Here is a 21,474-nt window from a genome sequence, read left to right as displayed (position 1 = left end):
AACCCTGTGGGAGCGAGCCTGCCCGCGAAGAAGCCTTCAAAGCCAACGCAAAACTCAAATCGTTATTCAGGCTTACGCCAAATCCCTTTCCCATTCAACCGCGCCCGATCATGCGGCGCCGCAAAATCCTGCTCCGGCCCTTTCGGCACAATCCCTGTCGGATTAATCGTCTTGTGACTGCCGTAGTAATGATTCTTGATGTGGGTGAAGTCCACCGTCTCGGCAATCCCTGGCCACTGGTACATCTCGCGCAGCCAGTTCGACAGATTCGGGTAGTCGGCAATCCGCCGCAGGTTGCATTTGAAGTGGCCGTGATAAACCGCGTCAAAACGAATGAGGGTGGTGAACAGGCGGACGTCGGCTTCGGTCAGGTATTCGCCCGCCAGGTAACGCTTGGCATCCAACACCGCTTCCAGCCGATCAAGTTCGGTGAATACATCATCGAACGCCTCTTCATAGGCCTGCTGCGACGTCGCAAACCCGGCGCGATACACGCCGTTGTTGACCGCCGGGTAGATCTGCTCGTTCAACGCATCAATTTCATCACGCAGCGGCGCCGGGTACAGGTCCAGGTTGTTGCCGGTGAGCGCGTCGAACGCGGTGTTGAACATGCGGATGATTTCCGCGGATTCATTGCTGACGATTCGATTCTGCTGCTTATCCCAGAGCACTGGCACGGTGACACGGCCGGTGTAGTCAGCGGTGTCGGCAGTATAGCGCTGGTGCAGGAAGCTCAGATCATCCAGCTTGTCTCCACTGGATCCGTGGGATTGGTCGAACGTCCAGCCGTTTTCCAGCATCAAGTAGCTGACTACAGACACATCGATCAGGCTTTCGAGGCCTTTGAGTTTGCGCAGAATCAGCGTGCGATGCGCCCACGGACAGGCGAGTGATACATACAGGTGATAGCGGCCGGCCTCGGCGGCGAACCCGCCGACACCACTCGGGCCTGGCTTGCCGTCTGCGGTCACCCAATTGCGGCGCTGCGCTTGCTCACGCTGGAATGCACCGTCTTTGCTGCTTTCGTACCACTGGTCATGCCAGCGACCTTCAACTAACAAACCCATGTTCAGGACTCCTCAACCAATAAGCGTTGGAGAAGAGTCTATTCGCATAGGTTCGATAAAATAGTGCAAAGGTTGGGGGCTTATGATCGGTTAAATCGATTTGTCTCGTGCGTCCCAGTATTGCTGGGCGGTGGCGAATGCTTGCGCACGGGGTTGCCCGAGACCGCGCAGGGCTAGCGCCATGGTCGAAATCAGGGCCATTTGCGGATAGCTGTCCACCACATCGCCGCGCCATACGGCTTTCAAATGCTCGACGTCCAGCGAGGCCGGTTTAACGTGACGCTGGCTCGACATCTGCGGCCATTCCTCGTCCCAGCTTTCGCCGCCAGTGGTGCCGTAGAGGTGGCTGGCGGCATCCGGGTTGATTTCAATTTCGCCACCGTCACCCTTGACCACAATGGCAGTATCACCGAGCAAGCCGCTGGCATCGCGATGTACGGCCTGATAGCCGGGGTGGAAAATACTTTGCAGGCCACAGCGCGCGCCCAGCGGATTGAGAATCCGCGCCAGGGAATGGATCGGCGAACGCAGGCCCAGGGTATTGCGCAAATCGATCATGCGCTGCAACTGCGGCGCCCAGTCCACCAGCGGCATGAACGCCAGGCCGCCGTTGTCCAGCGCCGCGCCGGCCTGTTGCCAGTCGCGGCACAAGGGAATGTTCAAGTGTCCGAGCAGTTGCTCGCTGTACAAGCGTCCAGCGGTATGTGCGCCGCCGCCGTGCATGAAGATGCGCACGCCGTTCTGCGCCAGGCATTTGGCCGCCAGCAGGTACCACGGCAGATGCCGCTTCTTGCCGGCGTAGGTCGGCCAGTCCAGATCGACATTCAGCGCCGGAGCGCGCAGCCGTTCGCGCAGGGCTTGGGTGAAACCGGCCATTTCCTCGGCGCTTTCTTCCTTGTGGCGCAACAGCATCAGGAACGCGCCGAGCTGGGTGTCCTCGACCTGATCGTCGAGCACCATGCCCATGGCCTGGCGGGCTTCTTCGCGCGTCAGGTCGCGGGCGCCGCGTTTGCCTTTGCCGAGGATGCGCACGAACTGGGCGAACGGGTGCTCGGCAGGCGTTTCGAGGGTCAGCGCGGGATAGTCGGTCATAAACAATTCGTCGGTTTGGGCAGGCCCGCCAGTTTCGCGGCGAGTTTGGCAGGGGTGCCTTTGAACAGGCGGTTCAGGTGCAGGCTGTTGCCTTTGTCCGGGCCGAGTTTCAATGCGGTGTACTTGATCAGCGGGCGTGTCGCGGGGGACAGCTGGAATTCGGCGTAGAAACTGCGCAGCAATTCGAGGATTTCCCAGTGTTCAGGGCTCAACTCGATGTTTTCGGCAGTGGCCAGGGCGCTGGCGACCTCAGCGGACCAGTCGCTCAGTTCGACGAGGAAACCGTCCTTGTCCAGCTCGATGGCGCGGGCGCCCACGTTCAGGACATTCATAGCCAACTGTTGACCTTGTCGTAGTGGATCGACAATTCGACGAAGGCCGGGTAGTCGATGGCCTCGGCCCAGTCTGGAGTTAGCAGGTCGCGGGCCTGGGCGTCTTCAGCCAGCACAAACAGTCTCAGGCCGCGGGTACCCAGGCTATCGAACGGCGTGGTACCCGGTTGCAGGGCATAGACCGCGTCGCCGGACAGCAGCAGCGCATCCTCGGCGCCGATCACCCGCAGGCAGCTGGTCAGGCGATCATCGCCAAAAGGGGAGTGGGACAGCACATGCAAAGTCGACATCAGAGGGTGATCACCTGGTCGTAACGGTTGAAAAGCGCGGTGATTTCACCAGCGCTGAGCACCTGGGCGGCTTCGAGTGACAAAAGCTTCGGGTTCAGACCGCGCTCTGCGGCGCTGTCGCCACAGACGAACAGGTCGTCGACACCGAACATCGGCAAGGCCTGCAAATTGGCGCTCAGGTCTTTCTGTTGCAGCGCCCTGGCGTCCTGTTTCGCGGCGAGCTGGAACACGCCATCATCGAGGAACAGCAGGCCGACAGGCAAATCAAACGCGCCGCCGGCCAGCACCACGTCCAGCGCTTCGCGGGCGCTCGGTCCGGACCAGGGGGACTGACGGCTGATGATCAGCAAGGATTTGGCCATGTCACGCGCCTCCGAAACAGATCAGGCGGTCAGCGTCCTGCACCGCGTCGTGTAACTGGCCCAGCCCGGACAATTCCCAAGGTGCAGCGATGGCGACCGCTTCACGCTGGTAGCGCCGGGCTTCTTCTTCGTTCAACACGCCACGGCGCAGGGCGGCAGCGATACAGACGACGCCGTCGAGTCGATGCTCGCTGACAAAGGCGCGCCATTGTCTGGGTAAATCCAGCTCATCCTGCGGGGTGACCACGCTACTGGAGGCGTTGTAGACGCCGTCCTGATAAAAAAACAGCCGGACAATCTCGTGTCCGCCCGCCAGCGCGGCCTGGGCGAACAGCAAGGCGCGGCGCGAGGAGGGCGCATGGGCGGCGGAAAACAGCGCGATGGCGAACTTCATGACAAACTCGATCAGCAAACCTGTGCGCATGATAAAGCTTTATCGGTGGGGCGGCGAAGCGCGTTTGCCTGAAAACCGATTCGCCGTCTTCGCGAGCAGGCTCGCTCCCACAAGGGATCAGTACCGTACACCTCATTGAAACCACCCTGGCCCCCTGTGGGAGCGAGCCTGCTCGCGAAGGTAGCCTGTCAGGCGAATTCAATGTTGAGTGTGACAAGCCGATCAACGCGGCATATACCCCAACTGCCACCGCCGCGGAATCTTCAACGACAGCAAGCCGATCGCGCCAGCCAGCAACCCGCTGGCAAACAACGCCCTGAGCCCAAGATGATGCTCCAGTACAGCACCCAGTACCGCGCCGGCAAACATTCCGGCCCAGGGAATCAGCTGCACCCGCCAGCCATTGCGCCGTTCGCCGAGCATCCAGCGTCCCAGGCCGCGGCCAAAGCGCGACAGGGCGCCGGTGACATAGGTCAGGCCGACCGGCAGGCCATTCACTTGCTCCACCGCGGCATTGAGCATGCCCATGGCGATGATCGCCGCCAGCAACGGCGGCAGTTGTTCCTCATACGGCCAGGCAGCAGCACCGCAGAGCAGGGTGGCGATGCACAGCAACAAGGCCAGCGCCCGCCGACCGCCAAGACGGCTGACGACAATGCCCAGGGCGTTGCCGATGATGAACGTAGCCACCAGGATTAGCAGGCGCAACGTCAGGCCCAGGTCGCCGTCGCTGATGGCCACGGCCAGACGAGTGGTGTTGCCGCTCATGAAGGAAACGAAGTCGCCACTGGCCATGAAGCCGATGGCATCGGTCATCCCGGCCAGTACCGAGAGTGCGGCCACCAGCGACAGGCCAACGCGTCCGCGCCATTTCTGCCTGTGCAGATGGCCCGGACTGGCCTGGGTGCTGGAGGACGAGGGCAGCATTGTCAGTTACATCCTGGAACGGCGACGGTCACTTGCTCAATCCATACAATTCGCAATAATCCAGCCAGTCCATCCCGGCCATCTCGGCCACTTCCTTATGCACTTCCATGCGCTGCGCCTGATAGTCCTCGGCGCTGGCTGCGGTGAGTTGCAAGGTCAGCTCCCAGGCAAACAAGTCCAGGCGCTCCGCTTCAGCCTCGAAGGCTTCATGCAAACGTTCCTGCCGATACTGTGCCTGGGTCTCGCCTTTGGCCTGGGCCAGCAGCGGATTGAGGTTGTCGAGTTCGAGGCGCAATTGCGGGCGTTGATCGAGAAATTTCTGCAGGGCCTGCTCGTGCAGCTGTTCGGTTGAAGCCATGGTCGCTCCTTGAGAACGGGTTACGAAGACTGCTTTTTGCTCGCCTTGGCCGCCGCGGCCAGGCATTCGAGGGCCCACTGCTCGGGGTAGGTCATCTGGATCGGCGTGGTCTCGCCCTTGACGGTGCGTTCGCCGTCGAGGATGTAGCGAATCCGTTTGTCGGTGACGCCGATACGCTTGGCGATCCACGATGGTGTCTGTCCGATCTGACTGATCAGCTTGTCGGCATATTCAGCGGTCGGTTTGTAAAATTCGGCATTGGGTGTCATGGGACGTTCCAGAAATAGGCCCGGGTAAAGCGAGCGATGTGGCATTGGGCGCGACAGGGTGCGCGAATCTTTGCACAGTGTCGCGCTATAAATGCAGTAAAGCAGAACGATAGGTCGCGCCACGGTGATACAGTCGTTTTTTTCTTGATGAGCACAAGCAATGCGAATTCTGATGGCGGCGCTGGCCGTAACGTTGCTGGCGGGATGCGCCGGTTCGGCGATGAATGATGCCCGCACGGGAACCCCGTACAAAATCATGACCTCGGAAAAACCGGAAAAAGTCGTGGCGCAATGTGTGCAATTTGCCTGGCAGGATGAGGCGGTATTCGGCGTTGACGCCGGTGCGTATCTGCAACCGGGCGAGAAGGGCGGCTCGACGGTTTATACCCGTTCGGCGGAGTCGTTTGTCGATCTGACGACAGCGGTGACGGGAACGCAGTTGAGTTATTACGCCCAGCGGGACGACTTCGTGGCCAAACGCCGGTTGGCGGCGTTGGCGACCTGTTTGTAAGCGGTTGATCAACCGAACACCTGTGGGAGCGAGCCTGCTCGCGAAAGCGACCTGTCATTCAACATGACAATTGGGGACCCGACGCATTCGCGAGCAGGCTCGCTCCCACAAATGTAATGCGGCGTAATCAGATATCCAGTCGCTTCTGCATAAAGTAGCGCTGATGCCCCGGCGGGTAGTCGTCGATCTGCCCGACAGCGCTGAAGCCCAGTTTCCGGTAAAAATCCGGCGCCTGAAAATCGAACGTGTCCAGCCAGATGCCCAGGCAGTGCTTTTCCCGCGCCAGGTCTTCGGCCATCTGCATCAACTGCGAGCCCATGCCCTGGCCTCGCGCCTGTTCCGGCACCGAGAGCAGTTCGATGAACATCCACTGGTAGAAAAACCGCCCATACAGCCCACCGAGAACCACATCGTGGTCATCGCGCACCAGCAACGCCAGCAGTTCCGAGTGGCCCTCACCGGCTTGCGCAGCGTTGTAGGCGCGCAGCGGTGCCAGGATCGCCTCGCGGTCTTCCGGGGTCGGCGCTTGGGTCATTTCGATTCGTAACGTCATCAGCTACATCCCTATGGCAGTGATCCACGAGCGTATCCGGGTCGCCGCAAATGTTCCATCCTCCTGCACGTGGAACCCTCGCGAGGGCTCAGATGTCTAGGCATTACAGCGTCATTTCAGAACGCGGCCGATGAGGATTGCCAGTGAACATTTTTGAAGCCTTGCGCGAAAGCCATGAGCGCCAACGCACCTACGCCGAAGCGGTTGTCCGCACCAGTGGCGACACTCCGGAGCGCAAAGAGGCTTACGAACGACTCAAAGCCGAATTGCAAGCGCACGAAACGGCTGAAGAGCGGCATTTTTATATTCCGCTGATGCAGTTCGACAATGGCGTCGACCTCAGCCGCCATGCGATCTCCGAGCATCACGAGATGGACGAAATGATGGAAGAGCTCGATGAGACCGAGATGTCCAGCCCTTCATGGCTGGCCACCGCAAAAAAGCTCTCGGAAAAGGTTCATCACCACCTCAAGGAAGAAGAAAACAAGTTCTTCCAGAGTGCCGGCAAACTGCTCAGCGACAAACAGAAAACCAGCCTCGCTAAGGACTATCTGAAGGAGTTCGAAGAGCAGCTCAAGTCAGCGTGATTTCGTTTAACAGGCGCTTTTTTTGACGGAAAACGGATCGATGACCACTACAGCCGAGCGGGTCAACATCGTCGAGTCTCAGGTGTTGTCTCACGACTGGTACTTGCTGAAGAAAATCACTTTCAATTACCTGCGCAACAACGGTGAATGGCAGCGTCAGACCCGCGAAGTTTACGACCGAGGTAATGGTGCGGCGATTCTGCTGTTCAATCGCGAACGGAAAACCGTCGTGCTGACGCGTCAGTTCCGCTTGCCGGTGTTTGTCAACGGTCACGACGGCTTGCTGATCGAAGTGGCAGCAGGACTGCTCGAGGGGGCGGCGCCAGAAGAAAGGATTCGCGATGAGGCTGAGGAAGAGACCGGTTATCGCGTGCACCACGTGCAAAAGGTCTTTGAAGCCTACATGAGCCCGGGCTCGGTAACGGAAAAGCTGCATTTTTTCATCGCCGAATACGATGCTTCATCCAGGGTCAGCGAGGGTGGCGGGCTGGAAGCAGAGACCGAGGAACTGGAAGTGCTGGAGTGGTCGTTCGACGACGCACTCCAGGCTTTTTACCGAGGCGAGATCTGCGACGCAAAAACCATCATGCTGTTGCAGTACGCGGCCATGAAAAACCTTTTCGCCGGCGCTTGATCTGTAGCAGCTGCCGAGCCCGCGAGGCTGCGTCCAGCCGTTCCAAGCCGAACACACCCCTGTAGCAGCGAGGCTGCGCCCAACCGATCCAAGCCGAACCCCCCCTGTAGCAGCTGCCGAGCCCGCGAGGCTGCGTCCAGCCGATCCAAGCCGAACGCAGCCTCGCGGGCTCGGCAGCTGCTACATGGAATTCGGCAGGGATTAGAAGAGGTTTGCGGTGCGGTTGGCGCCCGCCCAATCGCAGCCTTCCAGCGTCAGCAATAACGCTTTCGCCTCAAGCCCACCGGCGAATCCGGTGAGTTTGCCGGACGCGCCGATCACCCGATGACAAGGCGCGACGATTGAAAGCGGGTTCTTGCCATTCGCCGCACCTACCGCCCGCACCGCACCGGGACAGCCGATCTGCAGCGCAATCTGGCTGTAGCTGCGCGTCTCGCCGAACGGGATGGTGAGCAATGCCTGCCACACTTTTTTTTGAAACGGCGTCCCTACAAAGTCCAGCTCCAGCTCGAAACGCTCGCGCGTCCCAGCGAAATATTCCGTCAGTTGTTGCGCCGTTTGCAACAGGATCGGTGAGTCCACCACTACGCTCATCGGCCCCAGCCTCACGCGGTTCGGTTTGTCGTTTTCCCAGAGGATGGCCACCAGTCGCGCGCCGTTCGCCACCATCCTCAACTCGCCGACCGGGGAGGCCAGTGTCATGCAGGTAAAAGTCATGCAGATGGATTCCGCAGATGGGCTATTCGAGGCCCAGCATACTGTGTTGGCGGGGAGGCGCAAAACGTAATCCCGACCATACTGGCTACTGCTCTTGATGCGTTTCCCCTTAAAACAAAAAGAGACCGAGCCATGAAGTTCGAACCTTTTGCCAAATCGCTCATAGCGACCTCCCTGGCATTCAGCTGCCTGTCCACCTACGCGGCTTCTGTCGCCCCGGTTGCCGCCGAAAACGGCATGGTGGTGACGGCGCAGCATCTGGCCAGCCACGTGGGTGTCGATGTGTTGAAGAACGGCGGAAACGCTGTCGATGCCGCCGTGGCCGTCGGTTATGCCCTGGCGGTGGTGTACCCCGCAGCCGGTAACCTCGGCGGTGGCGGTTTCATGACAGTTCAGTTGGCGGACGGGCGCAAGACCTTCCTCGACTTCCGTGAAAAGGCCCCACTGAAAGCCACCGCCGACATGTACCTCGACAAACAGGGCAACGTCGTTCCGGAGCTCAGTACCCGAGGCCACTTGGCGGTCGGCGTGCCCGGCACCGTGTCCGGCATGGAACTGGCGCTGCAGAAATATGGCACTAAACCGCGCAAGGAAATAATCGCCCCGGCGATCAAGCTTGCCGAAGACGGCTTCGTGCTGGAGCAGGGCGATGTCGAGTTGCTCGAATACGCGACCGACGTGTTCAAGAAAGACATGCGCGACTCGGGATCGATCTTCCTGAGCAACGGCGAGCCGATGCAGGTCGGGCAAAAGCTGGTGCAGAAAGACCTCAGCAAAACCCTGCGCGAAATCTCCGAGAAGGGCGCCGATGGTTTCTACAAAGGCTGGGTGGCTGACGCGATTGTCACGTCGAGCCAGGCCAACAAAGGCATCATCAGCCAGGCCGACCTCGACAACTACAAGACCCGGGAACTGGCGCCCATCGAGTGCGATTACCGTGGTTACCATGTGGTGTCGGCGCCGCCACCGAGCTCAGGCGGTGTAGTGATCTGCCAGATCATGAATATTCTTGAAGGCTATCCGATGAAAGACCTGGGCTACCATTCGGCTCAGGGCATGCATTATCAGATCGAGGCGATGCGCCACGCCTACGTCGACCGCAATAGTTTCCTCGGCGACCCGGACTTTGTGAAAAACCCGATCGCTCATTTGCTCGACAAAAACTACGCAACCAAGCTGCGCGCTGCCATTGCTCCGCAAAAAGCGGCGGTGTCCAGTGAGCTCAAGCCTGGCGTCGCTCCTCATGAAGGCAGCAACACCACGCACTATTCGATCGTCGACAAATGGGGCAACGCGGTGTCGGTGACCTACACCCTCAACGACTGGTTCGGCGCCGGGGTCATGGCCAGCAAAACCGGGGTCATCCTCAATGATGAAATGGACGATTTCACCTCCAAGGTCGGTGTACCCAACATGTACGGCCTGGTGCAGGGCGAGGCCAATGCCATTGCGCCCGGCAAGGCGCCGCTGTCGTCCATGAGCCCGACCATCGTCACCAAGGACGGCAAAGTGGTGATGGTCGTCGGCACGCCGGGCGGCAGTCGCATCATCACGGCGACGTTGCTGACCATGCTCAACGTGATCGACTACGGCATGAACATTCAGGAAGCAGTCGATGCGCCGCGTTTCCACCAGCAGTGGCTGCCGGAGGAAACCAATCTGGAAACGTTCACCACCAGCCCGGACACGGTGAAGATGCTGGAGAGCTGGGGGCACAAGTTTGCCGGACCTCAGGACGCCAATCACCTGGCGGCGATTCTGGTCGGTGCACCTTCGCTGGAGGGCAAACCGGTAGGCAAAAACCGGTTTTATGGGGCGAACGATCCGCGGCGTAACACCGGGTTGTCGCTGGGGTATTAATCAGCGAAGATCCAGGACGCAGCCTCGCAGGCTCGGCAGCTGCTACAAGGGATCGGTGCGCGGGCGTGGAGATTCGGGGTGTTCAGGGATCGGTGCGCGGGCGTGGAGATTCGGGGTGTTCAGGGATCGGTGCGCGGGCGTGGAGATTCGGGGTGTTCAGGGATCGGTGCGCAGGTGTGGCGATTGGTGATTCAGGATCGGCGCCCTGCGTGGCGGTTTTTCGTTTTTTGACTGGCATGGAAGGCTAATGACCACTGCACTGTTAATCATTGATGTTCAACATGCGCTGTGTACCGGGGAGTATGAATGTTTCGAGATCAGGCGCGTCATCGATAATATCAACGGCCTCAGCGCCAGGGCTCGCCAGGAGGGTATCCTGGTGGTGCTCATTCAGCACGAGGAGTCCGAAGGTCCGTTTGTGCATGGCGCTCCCGACTGGCAACTGGCTGAAGCACTGCTGACCAGTCCCGAAGACAAGCGCGTACGCAAGACTGCGCCGGATTCCTTCTATCAGACCTCGTTGCGTAAGTTGGTGCCCGCGCAGGATTTCGATCGACTGGTCATCTGCGGTCTGCAAACCGACTACTGCGTCAATGCCACCGTCCGTCAGGCGCTGCAATCAGGCTATGACGTGGTGCTGGCCAGCGATGCGCATTCCACCGTCGACAACGGTAATCTGCGTGCCGAGGACATCATTGCCGAGCACAACAAGGACCTCGCACGCCTGACCGGTTCCGTGGCCCGTATTGATGTCAAACCTGCAGCGACCATCCGCTTCTAGCCCAGGTCTCACCGTTGCGGCAGTTGCCAAAGTTCGCGATAGCGCTCGTATTGGGTTTCGGGCATTTGCACCAGCAGCGGTGACAGTCCCGGGTCGAGCCACTCGAACAAGCCCGCGATATCGGCCGGGTCCATTGCCGTGCAGCCCGCCGTTGGTGAGGTGGGGCTGCGCCAGATGTGGAAAAAGATGCACGAGCCCGCCGCAGGGGAGGCCGGCGTGTTGTGTTCGATGAAAATGCCCTGTTGGTAACCCGCCTCCTGGCGCATCCGCTCGGAGCTGTGCCAGTCTTTGCGGGTCCTGGCACCGTCGACCAGCGCGTTGTAATGGGCCGAGCGGCCGTCGTCCACGCATTCGGTCGTCGCGGTCAATGCGAGGTAAGGCAGTCGGGTGTTGGCCGTTTTTTCGAAACCAAATGCCGTGCCCAGCTTGAACACACCGGCGGGGGCCTTGCCATCGCCTTCACGCTTGGCCGGCTCGGCGCCCGGCTCGACACCGACCAGACCCTTGCCCCAGGCCATGCCGTTTTTACCGACCACCACCGTAAAAGCATCACCGCGTTTGCGAAAGGTGCTGCCGTCACGCTCATAACGCTGGGCGGTGCCCTGAATGTCGGTCCAGTTTTTGCTGGTGACCACGACCAATTGCTGGCTGTTGCCGAGCACGTCGCGGGCGTTGAGCGCGATGATCGGGAAATCCATGACGTCCTTGCGGGTGGCGCCTGAGGAGTAGGTGAAATGCCACCATTCCTTGTCATAGCCGCTGAACCCTTCTTTCGCCATGGCGCGGCTGAGGCGCTGGCGGTTGTCCTGCGCCGCCGCGTCAATCGCAGCGCTGGCCGTGTGGGCGCGCTCATCGAAGCAGTCATAACCGGTGCCCATGTCGAGCGCGCCGTCGCGCCAACGCTGGCCATACGGAGCAGTGCAATCGGTCTGAGTCGCCGATGGTGTCCAGCTGTCGTCGGGCAGGGCGTTCGGGCCGGTCAAGGTCAGGTCCACGGTGGACCCTCGTGAGTGGTTCGAAACGCGCGCGACGTAGCCCAGCCGCCAGAAATCTTTTTTATCGACGCGTGGGTAGAACTCGGCCTTGCGTGGGTCACCCGGTTCGGTAGCGAAGCGGCCCATGTCGGCCACGGCGCGGCTGGGGCGATAACAATCGAAGACCTTCAGCCCGTAGCCTTGCGCTTGCAAAGCTCTGTGCACCCGCGCCAACGCCTGGGCGGCGTCCAGTGACAACAGGCATTCCGGCGCAGCGTAACCGTCGAGCGTTTGACCGGTGAAGTTGTGCGCGCCGGCGTAGCGAATGTCCTGCTCGATCCCGGGCGCAATCGAGCGCAGATAGACCATGTGTTCTGGCATTTGCCGGGTATCAGCCATGGCCGGCACGGCGAAGCTCAGCAGCAGCGCTGACCGCCAGCCGTTACGTATAGAGCGCATGTAATAACCTCCTTGGATGCGGGTGTCGGAATCGTATCAGCTGGCGTATGGCGCCGCCGCGCCAATGGCCGATTCGAACCCGTCAGGTCAATCCGTCGAAACTTCGCCGCCGGCCGGGCTGTCCAGACCTTACACCTCTGAGGCACCCACGCGAGGAACGACATGACAACGACAGTAGGCGATTTTCTGGTTGAGCGACTCAGCCAATGGGGCGTCACGCGGATTTTTGGTTATCCCGGCGACGGTATTAACGGCGTATTCGGAGCGCTGAGCCGGGCGCAGGGCAAGATCGAGTTCGTCCAGGCCCGGCATGAAGAGATGGCCGCCTTTATGGCATCGGCGCATGCAAAGTTCACCGGGGAGCTGGGTGTGTGCATTGCCACGTCCGGCCCCGGGGCTTCGCACTTGATCACCGGCCTGTACGACGCGCGAATGGACCACATGCCGGTGCTGGCGATTGTTGGTCAGCAGGCCCGCGCGGCGCTCGGTGGGCATTATCAGCAAGAACTGGATCTGGTCTCGATGTTCAAGGACGTCGCCGGCGCGTTTGTGCAGCAGGCGTCAGAACCTTCGCAAGTCCGGCATCTGATCGACCGCGCGGTGCGCACGGCCGTGGGCGAGCGGCGCGTGACAGCGCTGATCCTGCCCAACGATTTGCAGGACGCCGAGTACCAGGAGCCGGAGCGGGCGCACGGCACCGTGCATTCCGGAGTTGGGTACAGCAAGCCGAAAGTTGTGCCCTACGACGCTGATCTGCAGCGCGCTGCCGATGTGCTCAACGCCGGTGAAAAAGTCGCCATTCTGGTGGGCGCCGGTGCGTTGCAGGCGACTGATGAGGTGATCGCCGTCGCGGAGAAACTCGGCGCCGGTGTGGCCAAGGCCCTGCTCGGCAAGGCGGTGTTGCCGGACGATCTGCCTTGGGTCACCGGCAGTATCGGCCTGCTGGGCACCGAGCCCAGCTATAAGCTGATGATGGAGTGTGACACGTTGCTGATGATCGGCTCGGGTTTCCCGTATTCCGAATTCCTGCCCAAGGAAGGACAGGCACGTGGCGTACAGATTGATTTACAGCCCGACATGCTCAGCCTGCGCTACCCGATGGAAGTGAATCTGGTGGGTGATTGCGCCGAGACCCTGGCGGCGCTCCTGCCGTTGCTGCAACAGAAGACCCAGCGTAAATGGCGCAAGAAGGTCGAAAGCTGGCGCGCGAGCTGGGACAAAACCCTGGACAAGCGCGCACTGGTCAAGGCTGACCCGGTCAACCCGCAGCGCGTGGTTCACGAATTGTCGCCTCGGCTGCCTGACGCGGCCATCATCACCTGCGATTCCGGCTCGTGCGCCAACTGGTTCGCCCGTGACCTGAAAATCCGGCGCGGCATGATGTGTTCGTTGTCGGGCGGGCTGGCTTCGATGGGCGCAGCGGTGCCCTACGCAATTGCCGCCAAGTTCGCCTACCCGCAACGAGCGGTGATCGCGCTGGTTGGCGATGGGGCGATGCAGATGAGCAACATGGCGGAATTGATCACTGTCGCCAAATACTGGCGCCAGTGGCAAAGCCCGAAGTGGATCTGTGCAGTGTTCAACAATGAGGACCTCAATCAGGTCACTTGGGAACAGCGAGTGATGGAAGGCGATCCGAAATTCGAAGCGTCGCAGAACATTCCCGATGTGCCTTATCACCTGTTCGCGATTTCCATCGGGTTGAAAGGCATTTTCGTTGATCGCGAAGAGGATGTTGCCGCTGCCTGGGAGCAGGCGCTGGCTTCGGAGGTACCGGTGGTGATCGAGTTCAAGACAGACCCCAACGTGCCGCCGTTGCCCCCGCATATCAAGCTGGAACAGGCAAAGAAATTCGCCACGACTTTGCTTCGGGGCGATCCGGATCAGGCCGGTATAATTGTGCAGACTGCCAAGCAAGTGCTGAGCTCGGTGTTGCCCGGGGGGTCGAAGAAGTAACGCTAACGGCAGTACTACAGCCGCAGGTGTCGGCTTGCTGTCAATCCAGGCAACCAGGTGCATCCAGGTTAACCGTGCCGCCTGGATCGCCGGCAAGCCGGCTCCTACGAAGTTTTCTATCCCTTGAAGACAGGATCTATATCCAACATTTTGGGGCAGTTCAGAGTCACAGCTTAGCGGAGGGAAAACATGTTCAGCCATATCATTGTCGGCGCGCGTGACCTCAGCGTCATGCTGGCGTTCTACGAGGCGGTGCTTGCACCGCTGGGCCTCAAGCGCATGTCGGATGAAGTCGACGGCGGTCCGCCTGGTGCGGGTTGGCATTATCCGGGTCGGCGCTGGCCGCAGTTCTTCATCCAGCAGCCGTTCAACGGATTACCGGCGACCTGGGGTAATGGCACTCAGATCAGCTTTGCCTGCAGTTCCCAGGCACATGTCGAGGCGGCTTGGGCGGCAGCGATTGCCATGGGTGGCAGCGATGAAGGCGTACCTGGGCTGAGACCGCAGTATTGCGAGGATTATTTCGGCGCGTACTGCCGGGATCCCGAGGGCAACAAGCTGTGCTTTGTGCACGCTGAAGGCCTGGAGAACAACGTTTGAGATTCATCTGAGGGACCTGTCATCGCCGTCAAGTGCAGACCGACGATGACGTTCACGCAGCTCGTGAGCTAAAGCCGATCGCGATGGCGCTTCAACGCAAGCAGACACCCGCCCAGCAACACGGCGGCCCCTGCCGCCCACATCAATGAAGGCGCCTGCGCTTTGCCACGCCAGCCGCCGCTGATCCGACGCTCACCGCTCGGCGGCTCGAAAAGGTTGCCAGCTGATTTCGCCGACGGTGAGCTGCGATTCACGCTCAACCGCGTCAACCAGCCTGACGCCTTCTCGAAGCCTGGCAACAGGAAATGTGCCAGCCGACCGACCACTGCGGCGCCTCCCACAGTGGTGCTCGGACGTGGGCTCAGCGCACGCGCCACCATCGCCTCGGCCACGCGCATGGGGTCGTAGACTGGTGGCGGTGGCTTGAGCGCGTGGCCGGTGAAATTGCCGCCATCGCGAAAACCTGGAGTGTCCATGACTGCGGGGTAAATATCACAGACATGGATATCGGCAAAATCGGTCAATTCTCCGCGCAATGCCTCGCTCAAACCGCGCAGGCCGTATTTGCTTGCCGAGTAGGCAGCGGCGTATGGCTGCGCCACCCAACTGCCAATTGACAGTGTATTGATCAGAATCCCGCGTTTTTGCGCCTTGAAATACGGCCAGGCCACATAAGCGCCACGCAGGTAACCGAGCAGGTCGGTTTGCAGCACCTGCTCGTGTGCCCCCAGCGGTGTGTCTTCGAAGTTGCCGACCGCGCCGACGCCGGCGTTGTTGACCCAGATGTCGATGCGCCCGTTACCGTAGTCAGCAGCCTGCTCCGCCAAAGCGTTCATGTTTTCGCTGCTGGTGACATCAGTGCGCACCGCCAAGGCGTCGGCGCCACGCTGCGCGCATTCTTCGACCACTTCGGCAAGGGCAGCCGTATCGCGTGCAGCCAGTACCAGGCGCGCACCTTGGTCAGCGAACGCATGGGCTGCCGCGCGACCGATGCCGCTGGAGGCGCCAGTAATGACCACCAGTTTGCCCTCGAGCTGGCGGGTGCGTGACGTTGGCCGCTGAGCGGAATGGGATTTTTGCACAGGCGAATCGAGGTGAGCATGAAAGGGGACTTCCTCAAGCTTCAGGCGCTCACCGTCGGCCATGGTCAGGGTGAGGTCTTCTATGGTCCCGGCCAATCGGTCAGGGAATACCGGATCGCCATCGAGGTCGAGCTCGTCGTACATGAACTGGCAGCCTTCAAGCCAGCCAACTGCCGTTTGCAGCTCGGCCGCCAGGTAATATTTGCCGTCGAGGAAGAAGCCCGGGAACTGGTGCGCACGCTCACCGCTGTTGCGATTGAAGGCGTAGCGTTCGCCTGGCTTCATGCCGGTTGTGCGGTCAAACATGGGGAAGTCCTCCTGTGCTGATCTGCGATAGAGGATAGGGTAGCGAGCGGGTTCCATCGAAATGACTGAGCGTCGCGCCCGGAAAGTGCAGTTCGTCGCCTGAGGCGTCTGGTTTGCGGGTTGCGATTCATATTTCTGTCATCCCGGTCGATAGCTTGGCATGCAACCGAACGCCCAACGCCAAGCGGGAATTTATGCCGACCGATCTCCACCCCATTGCCTGTCCATTGTCCAATCGTTCAAGCGTGGCACTTGCGCGTGCCTCGCTGTTCAAATTTGTCGGGCTACTGGCCGGCGTCTTTCTGCTCGCCAGCTATGCCTTGATTTATCTGGCACATGACCTGGATCGCACGGAAGAAGTCGAAAGCGCCTTCTACACCAACAAAGCGATGCAATCGCTGGAAAAGTCGCTGCGCATAACCGTCAAGGATTACGCTTTCTGGGGCGACGCCTACAAGCATTTGCACACTCAGGTCGATACTGATTGGGCGTACGTGCGGCAAAACGTCGGGCCAACGCTTTTTTCGGATTTCGGCTTTCAGGGGCTGTTTGTCGTTAACGATGTTGATCGCACGGTGTACTCGGTGATCAACGGTGAGCTCGAAAACGTAGAAATTTCCGCATGGCTGGGCCAATCCGTCAGCACGATTCTTGATGAAGCGCGTGCCGGGGCCGAGGAGGAGACGCCGGTCACGCGTTTCATCAGCGTCAACGGTGTGCCAGCATTGATAGCGGCGGCAGCGTTGACGACTGGAACGGACCCGACGGTGGAGGCGGATGAGCGGACGTCGTCGGTGCTTATTTTTGTGGACATGCTCGACGGCGTCAAACTCGCCGCTATCGGCAAGGATTACGGGATCAAAGGCCTGCACGTCGCGACCGCCGGCGAGCCTGAGGAAAAGCTGGTCCATCCATTGGGCGAGGATGGTGTCGCCGGGAGTTTGCATTGGGAACCCGCTACGCCGGGATTGCACTTGCTCGGCTTGGGCCTGCCTTTGCTGGGTCTCGCCGCATTGCTGGTGTGGCTGATGATCTGGGTGATATTGCGCCGCACCACAGCGGCAGCCCAGGCATTGGACGCCAGTTATGAATCGATCCAAAGCAGTCAGGCAGCGCTGGCCACCAGCGAAGCGCGCTTTCGCGACGTTGTCGAGGCGAGCTCGGACTGGGTCTGGGAAATCGCCACCGACGGCCGTTTCACCTATTTGTCCGAACGCTTCGAGGCAGTCACCGGGCTGTCCAGAGACGAATGGATCGGCGCGCAAATGGACGATTTGCTGCACACCGAAATGGGCGCACTGTCGCAGTGGCTGAGCATTCCCAACCGGCGTCCGGACATCAGCGTCCAGTGCCGCTACGTCGACACCAAGGGCCGCGAACGCATCACCCGTCTGTCCGCAAGGGAGATGGACGGCAGAGGATTCCGTGGCACCGCAACCGATGTCACGGAAGAAGTCGAAGCGCGTCGGCGCATCGAGTTCCTTTCACAACATGACGCCCTCACCGGGCTGCCCAACCGGACCCGTCTGCAGGAGTTTCTGGACGGCAAACTCAAGGCAATGCCGACAGTTGAGCAGCCGTTAGTGATGCTCAGCCTGGACCTTGATCGCTTCAAACCGGTCAACGACTTGTTAGGGCATGCGGCGGGGGATCTGGTGCTCAACGAGGTGTCCAATCGACTGGCCGATTGCGTGCGTCACGGCGACCTGGTGGCGCGTGTCGGTGGTGACGAGTTTGTCTTGATCCTGACTGATGTCAGCTCGCAGGACGAAGTCGAAGCGCTGTGCCGTCGCTTGATCGAGTCCATCGAGCGGCCCGTGGAAGTCGAAGAGCAGGAGGTTTTCGTCAGCGCCAGTATCGGCATCGCGATGGCGCCGAATGACGCTTGCGAGGCGACCGAATTGCTGCGCTACGCCGACATTGCCTTGTACGAGGCCAAGTCGGCCGGACGCAATACCTGGCGCTTTTACGCCGGAGACATGAACGCCAGAATCATCGAGCGACGGCGCCTGGAAAGCGATTTGCGCTATGCGATCAAGCATGGCGAGCTGCGCCTGCATTTCCAGCCGCGCTTTCGCATCGCCGACGGTCATATGGTTGGCGCTGAAGCGTTGGTGCGCTGGCAGCATCCGCAACGTGGCCTGATTTCACCCGACACCTTCATTCCGATCGCCGAAGAAAGCGGGTTGATTCTGGCGTTGAGCAACTGGGTCATGGCGACTGCATGCGCTTGCGCGGCACAGTGGCCGGAAGAATTGTTCGTGTCGGTCAACCTGTCGCCCAGCGAATTCAAGCGCGGCAATATCATCGAGCGCGTACAGCAGATGCTGGACGAGTCGGGCATCGACCCCAAGCGCCTGGAGCTGGAAATCACCGAAAACGTCATGCTTGAAGATGCCACCGGTGCGCTTGAGGTGATGCGCACCCTCAAGCGACTCGGCGTAAGGATCGCCATGGATGATTTCGGCACCGGCTATTCCTCGCTCAGTTACCTGCGCACCTTCCCGTTTGACGGCTTGAAGATCGACCGCAGCTTTTTGAGCCGACTGGCGGGTGACGAAGATGATAAAGCGATCATCCAGGCAATCGTGGGCCTCGGCCGGGCGCTGTCACTGACGGTCACCGCCGAAGGTATCGAGACGGCCGAGCATTTGCAGTTGCTCAAAGCGGTGGCGTGCGACGAGGGCCAGGGTTATTTCCTGAGTCGCCCGCTGGACAACGATGCGTTCAATGAACTGGTGGGCATCGCCGCAACCGCCGACAGCTGAAGCGGTGGCGGACAGTCGCGATTTACATGCAACGAATGACGCCTCGCGGGCTCATATGCAAACTACCCGCGCCGTTGGTACAGGCAAGACAGTGCTCCATGGGGCGGATCGAGTTTTGTGAATCTGACTGCGAGCGACTGTACTTATGGCGAAAGAGAGCAACGATTATGTGAGCTGGCTGGTCGAGCAATCGATGCTGCATGCAGCGCGGCAGCGGGCGAGATTGTATTCCGGGCAGGGGCGACTCTGGCAGCAGCCTTTCGCTCAGACACGACCTAGAGATGCGTCGGCGCTCGCGTCGGTATGGTTCACCGCTTATCCCGCCTCAATCGTCACGGCTGAAGACGGCACGGTACTGGAGGCGCTCGGCAATGAAACGCTGTGGCATGCACTGTCCGAGATCGGCATCCAGGGCATCCACAACGGGCCGCTGAAAACCTCCGGTGGCTTGCAGGGGCGTGAGCACACGCCCACCATCGACGGCAATTTCGACCGCATCAGCTTTGGCATCGACCCGCAACTGGGCACTGAGGCACAGCTGCAGGGCCTGAGCCGCATCGCCGCCGCGCACAACGCCGTGATCATCGATGACGTGATCCCGTCACATACCGGCAAGGGCGCGGACTTCCGCCTCGCCGAAATGGCTTACGAAGATTATCCAGGCCTGTACCACATGGTGGAAATCCGTGAGGACGACTGGCCGTTGCTCCCCGATGTGCTGGAAGGGCGCGATGCGCAGAACCTTACGCCGCTGCAGGTCGATGCACTGCGCGACAAGCACTACATTGTGGGTCAGTTGCAGCGGGTAATTTTCTTCGAGCCGGGCGTCAAAGAGACCGACTGGAGCGCCACGCCGGTGGTCATCGGCGTGGACGGCAAGCCGCGACGCTGGGTCTATCTGCATTATTTCAAGGAGGGCCAGCCGTCGCTCAACTGGCTGGACCCGAGTTTCGCCGCGCAACAAATGATCATCGGTGACGCGCTGCATGCGATTGACGTAATGGGCGCGAAAATCCTCCGTCTGGACGCCAATGGCTTCCTCGGTGTGGAACGCAAACTCGATGGCACGGCCTGGTCCGAGAGCCATCCGTTGTCGATCACTGGCAACCAGTTACTGGGTGGCGCGATTCGCAAGGCCGGCGGTTTCAGTTTTCAGGAACTGAACCTGACCATCGACGACATTGCCTCCATGTCCCATGGTGGGGCCGACCTGTCTTATGACTTCATTACCCGGCCGGCGTACCAGCACGCGTTGTTGATGGGTGATACCGAGTTTTTGCGCTTGATGCTGCGTCAGGTGCACACCTATGGCATCGACCCGGCCTCGCTGATTCACGCGTTGCAGAACCACGATGAGCTCACACTGGAACTGGTGCACTTCTGGACGCTGCATGCCCACGACACTTTCCTTTATCAGGGCCAGACTTTCCCTGGGAACATTTTGCGCGAGCACATTCGCGAGCAGATGTATGAGCGTCTTGCTGGCGAACATGCGCCATACAATCTCAAGTTCGTCACCAACGGCGTGTCCTGCACCACGGCCAGCATCATCACGGCTGCGCTGGGCATCCGCGACCTCGACCTGATCAGCAAAGCCGACATCGAGCAGATCCGCCAGATTCACCTGCTGCTGGTGATGTTCAACGCCATGCAGCCCGGGGTTTTTGCGCTGTCGGGTTGGGATCTGGTCGGCGCGTTGCCGTTGCCCGCCGAGCAAGTGGCGCACCTGATGCAGGATGGTGATACGCGCTGGATCCATCGCGGCGCCTATGACCTTGTTGACCTCAACCCGGATGCGCCGCTGTCGGCCGGGCAAATGCCGCGTCCGAAAACTTTGTATGGCAGCCTGCCGACTCAGCTCAAGGACCCGGATTCCTTTGCGTCGCAACTCAAGCGTATCCTCGCTGTGCGTCGTTCGTATGACATCGCGGCCAGCAAGCAGATCCTGATTCCCGATGTGGAGAATCCGGGGCTGCTGATCATGGTTCACGAATTGCCGGCAGGGAAGGGTACGCAGATCACTGCGCTCAATTTCAGCGCGCAGGCCATTGTTGAAACCTTGCACCTGCCGAACATTGCGCCGGGTCCGGTGGTGGACATCATCAATGAGCGGGTTGAAGGGGATCTGACGGCGGAGGGGGAATTCACCATTACCCTGGATGCCTATGAGGGGCTGGCGTTGCGGGTGGTGAGCAGTTCGCCATTGATTTGATTTGGTGCATCGCGGGCAAGCCTGGCTCTGACACGGGTGGGTGAGCGTAGGTGGTCTGGCGAGCCGGTGGGAGCAAAGCTTGCTTGCGAAGGCGGACGCTCGGTTTTTGAGGGTGCAGTCGGCCCGCTGTAGGCGCTGGCCTGCCAGCGATGGCTGTGTCTTATGCGCTATGGCTTTTTATGTGTACATATCCATTTCTGCGGTGAAGGCGGCTGATGGTTTCGCTTTTACAGCGAGTCACTTGGAAAAGCACCAAGTAACCAAGTGCTCTTGCCCCTGACGTCCGGTGGCTCGCTAGTGCTCGCCATGCCTTCGCTCCGGTCCTGCTCCGTGGGCCCGGCGCGATCGGCCATCCTTGGCCGTGCGCGCCTAACCCGGCATCC

The 21,474-nt window shown here is 60.3% G+C and carries 22 protein-coding genes; 9 read left to right on the top strand and 13 right to left on the bottom strand.

The genetic code is table 11. From position 1 onward, the window contains the following. Window positions 1-62: 62 nt before the first annotated feature. The 9 genes from F8N12_RS26105 to F8N12_RS26065 form a co-directional block, all read right to left on the bottom strand. Window positions 63-1,067, bottom strand: coding sequence for a glutathione S-transferase family protein (locus tag F8N12_RS26105; protein ID WP_150582071.1), 1,005 nt, complete (start codon window positions 1,065-1,067; stop codon window positions 63-65). Between the two features lie 90 nt (window positions 1,068-1,157). Further along, window positions 1,158-2,159, bottom strand: coding sequence for a glycosyl transferase family protein (locus F8N12_RS26100; protein WP_150582958.1), 1,002 nt, complete (start codon window positions 2,157-2,159; stop codon window positions 1,158-1,160). After that, a complete protein-coding gene (locus F8N12_RS26095; RefSeq protein ID WP_150582957.1) occupies window positions 2,156-2,491 on the bottom strand; it encodes a TusE/DsrC/DsvC family sulfur relay protein in 336 nt (111 codons plus the stop codon). The genes F8N12_RS26100 and F8N12_RS26095 overlap by 4 nt, the downstream gene beginning before the upstream one ends. Then, window positions 2,488-2,781 carry a sulfurtransferase complex subunit TusB gene (gene tusB, locus F8N12_RS26090; RefSeq protein WP_150582956.1) on the bottom strand — a complete coding sequence of 98 codons (294 nt, stop codon included), beginning with the start codon at window positions 2,779-2,781 and terminating at the stop codon, window positions 2,488-2,490. Before tusB ends, F8N12_RS26095 begins: the two co-directional genes overlap by 4 nt. Beyond that, window positions 2,781-3,143, bottom strand: coding sequence for a sulfurtransferase complex subunit TusC (gene tusC / locus F8N12_RS26085; RefSeq protein WP_150582955.1), 363 nt, complete (start codon window positions 3,141-3,143; stop codon window positions 2,781-2,783). The genes tusB and tusC overlap by 1 nt, the downstream gene beginning before the upstream one ends. A gap of 1 nt (window position 3,144) precedes the next feature. Then, window positions 3,145-3,537: a sulfurtransferase complex subunit TusD gene (gene tusD / locus F8N12_RS26080; RefSeq protein ID WP_150582954.1), complete on the bottom strand. Its 393-nt coding sequence runs from the start codon at window positions 3,535-3,537 to the stop codon at window positions 3,145-3,147. A gap of 222 nt (window positions 3,538-3,759) precedes the next feature. Further along, on the bottom strand, window positions 3,760-4,464 hold the full coding sequence (locus F8N12_RS26075) for a YoaK family protein (RefSeq protein ID WP_150582953.1): 705 nt from the start codon (window positions 4,462-4,464) through the stop codon (window positions 3,760-3,762). 28 nt (window positions 4,465-4,492) lie between these two features. Then, window positions 4,493-4,822, bottom strand: coding sequence for a DUF6388 family protein (locus F8N12_RS26070; RefSeq protein ID WP_150582952.1), 330 nt, complete (start codon window positions 4,820-4,822; stop codon window positions 4,493-4,495). 20 nt (window positions 4,823-4,842) lie between these two features. Further along, window positions 4,843-5,091 carry a hypothetical protein gene (locus tag F8N12_RS26065; protein ID WP_150582959.1) on the bottom strand — a complete coding sequence of 83 codons (249 nt, stop codon included), beginning with the start codon at window positions 5,089-5,091 and terminating at the stop codon, window positions 4,843-4,845. A 160-nt stretch (window positions 5,092-5,251) separates the two neighbouring features. Here F8N12_RS26065 and F8N12_RS26055 point away from each other — a divergent pair, with 160 nt between their 5' ends. Further along, the gene (locus tag F8N12_RS26055) at window positions 5,252-5,602 is read left to right on the top strand and encodes a hypothetical protein (RefSeq protein ID WP_150582951.1); all 351 of its coding nucleotides are present in this window, start codon (window positions 5,252-5,254) and stop codon (window positions 5,600-5,602) included. Between the two features lie 127 nt (window positions 5,603-5,729). Here F8N12_RS26055 and F8N12_RS26050 read toward each other — a convergent pair whose 3' ends face one another. Then, window positions 5,730-6,155, bottom strand: a complete 426-nt coding sequence (locus F8N12_RS26050; protein WP_150582950.1) for a GNAT family N-acetyltransferase — start codon at window positions 6,153-6,155, stop codon at window positions 5,730-5,732. A gap of 143 nt (window positions 6,156-6,298) precedes the next feature. Between F8N12_RS26050 and F8N12_RS26045 the strand changes: the two genes are divergently transcribed. Then, entirely contained in the window at window positions 6,299-6,742 is a 444-nt protein-coding gene (locus F8N12_RS26045) for a hemerythrin domain-containing protein (protein ID WP_150582949.1), read from the top strand. Window positions 6,743-6,782: 40 nt separating this feature from the next. Then, entirely contained in the window at window positions 6,783-7,376 is a 594-nt protein-coding gene (locus tag F8N12_RS26040; RefSeq protein WP_150582948.1) for an NUDIX domain-containing protein, read from the top strand. Window positions 7,377-7,577: 201 nt separating this feature from the next. On the opposite strand, the gene F8N12_RS26035 is transcribed toward F8N12_RS26040, so the two are convergent. Continuing rightward, on the bottom strand, window positions 7,578-8,093 hold the full coding sequence (locus tag F8N12_RS26035) for a methylated-DNA--[protein]-cysteine S-methyltransferase (RefSeq protein WP_150582947.1): 516 nt from the start codon (window positions 8,091-8,093) through the stop codon (window positions 7,578-7,580). A gap of 132 nt (window positions 8,094-8,225) precedes the next feature. On the opposite strand from F8N12_RS26035, the gene ggt reads away from it, so the two are divergent. Together ggt and F8N12_RS26025 are read left to right on the top strand one after the other, a co-directional pair. Next, the gene (ggt, locus tag F8N12_RS26030) at window positions 8,226-9,953 is read left to right on the top strand and encodes a gamma-glutamyltransferase (protein ID WP_150582946.1); all 1,728 of its coding nucleotides are present in this window, start codon (window positions 8,226-8,228) and stop codon (window positions 9,951-9,953) included. Between the two features lie 247 nt (window positions 9,954-10,200). Then, on the top strand, window positions 10,201-10,734 hold the full coding sequence (locus F8N12_RS26025) for a cysteine hydrolase family protein (RefSeq protein ID WP_150582945.1): 534 nt from the start codon (window positions 10,201-10,203) through the stop codon (window positions 10,732-10,734). Window positions 10,735-10,742: 8 nt separating this feature from the next. Here F8N12_RS26025 and F8N12_RS26020 read toward each other — a convergent pair whose 3' ends face one another. After that, window positions 10,743-12,167 carry a M15 family metallopeptidase gene (locus F8N12_RS26020; protein WP_150582944.1) on the bottom strand — a complete coding sequence of 475 codons (1,425 nt, stop codon included), beginning with the start codon at window positions 12,165-12,167 and terminating at the stop codon, window positions 10,743-10,745. Between the two features lie 162 nt (window positions 12,168-12,329). Here F8N12_RS26020 and F8N12_RS26015 point away from each other — a divergent pair, with 162 nt between their 5' ends. Both F8N12_RS26015 and F8N12_RS26010 read left to right on the top strand, forming a co-directional pair. Then, complete coding sequence (locus tag F8N12_RS26015) at window positions 12,330-14,123, top strand: thiamine pyrophosphate-requiring protein (RefSeq protein WP_150582943.1); 1,794 nt, start codon at window positions 12,330-12,332, stop codon at window positions 14,121-14,123. Between the two features lie 189 nt (window positions 14,124-14,312). Next, window positions 14,313-14,723 carry a VOC family protein gene (locus tag F8N12_RS26010; protein ID WP_150582942.1) on the top strand — a complete coding sequence of 137 codons (411 nt, stop codon included), beginning with the start codon at window positions 14,313-14,315 and terminating at the stop codon, window positions 14,721-14,723. 68 nt (window positions 14,724-14,791) lie between these two features. On the opposite strand, the gene F8N12_RS26005 is transcribed toward F8N12_RS26010, so the two are convergent. Then, a complete protein-coding gene (locus tag F8N12_RS26005; protein WP_150582941.1) occupies window positions 14,792-16,111 on the bottom strand; it encodes an SDR family oxidoreductase in 1,320 nt (439 codons plus the stop codon). A 194-nt stretch (window positions 16,112-16,305) separates the two neighbouring features. Between F8N12_RS26005 and F8N12_RS26000 the strand changes: the two genes are divergently transcribed. Both F8N12_RS26000 and treS read left to right on the top strand, forming a co-directional pair. Continuing rightward, on the top strand, window positions 16,306-18,879 hold the full coding sequence (locus tag F8N12_RS26000; RefSeq protein ID WP_150582940.1) for an EAL domain-containing protein: 2,574 nt from the start codon (window positions 16,306-16,308) through the stop codon (window positions 18,877-18,879). A 145-nt stretch (window positions 18,880-19,024) separates the two neighbouring features. Next, entirely contained in the window at window positions 19,025-21,091 is a 2,067-nt protein-coding gene (treS, locus tag F8N12_RS25995; RefSeq protein WP_150582939.1) for a maltose alpha-D-glucosyltransferase, read from the top strand. Window positions 21,092-21,474: the final 383 nt, after the last annotated feature.

The organism is Pseudomonas fluorescens (assembly GCF_902497625.1).
GTDB lineage: Bacteria > Pseudomonadota > Gammaproteobacteria > Pseudomonadales > Pseudomonadaceae > Aquipseudomonas > Aquipseudomonas fluorescens_BQ.
This window is presented reverse-complemented; position numbering and strand designations above follow the sequence as displayed.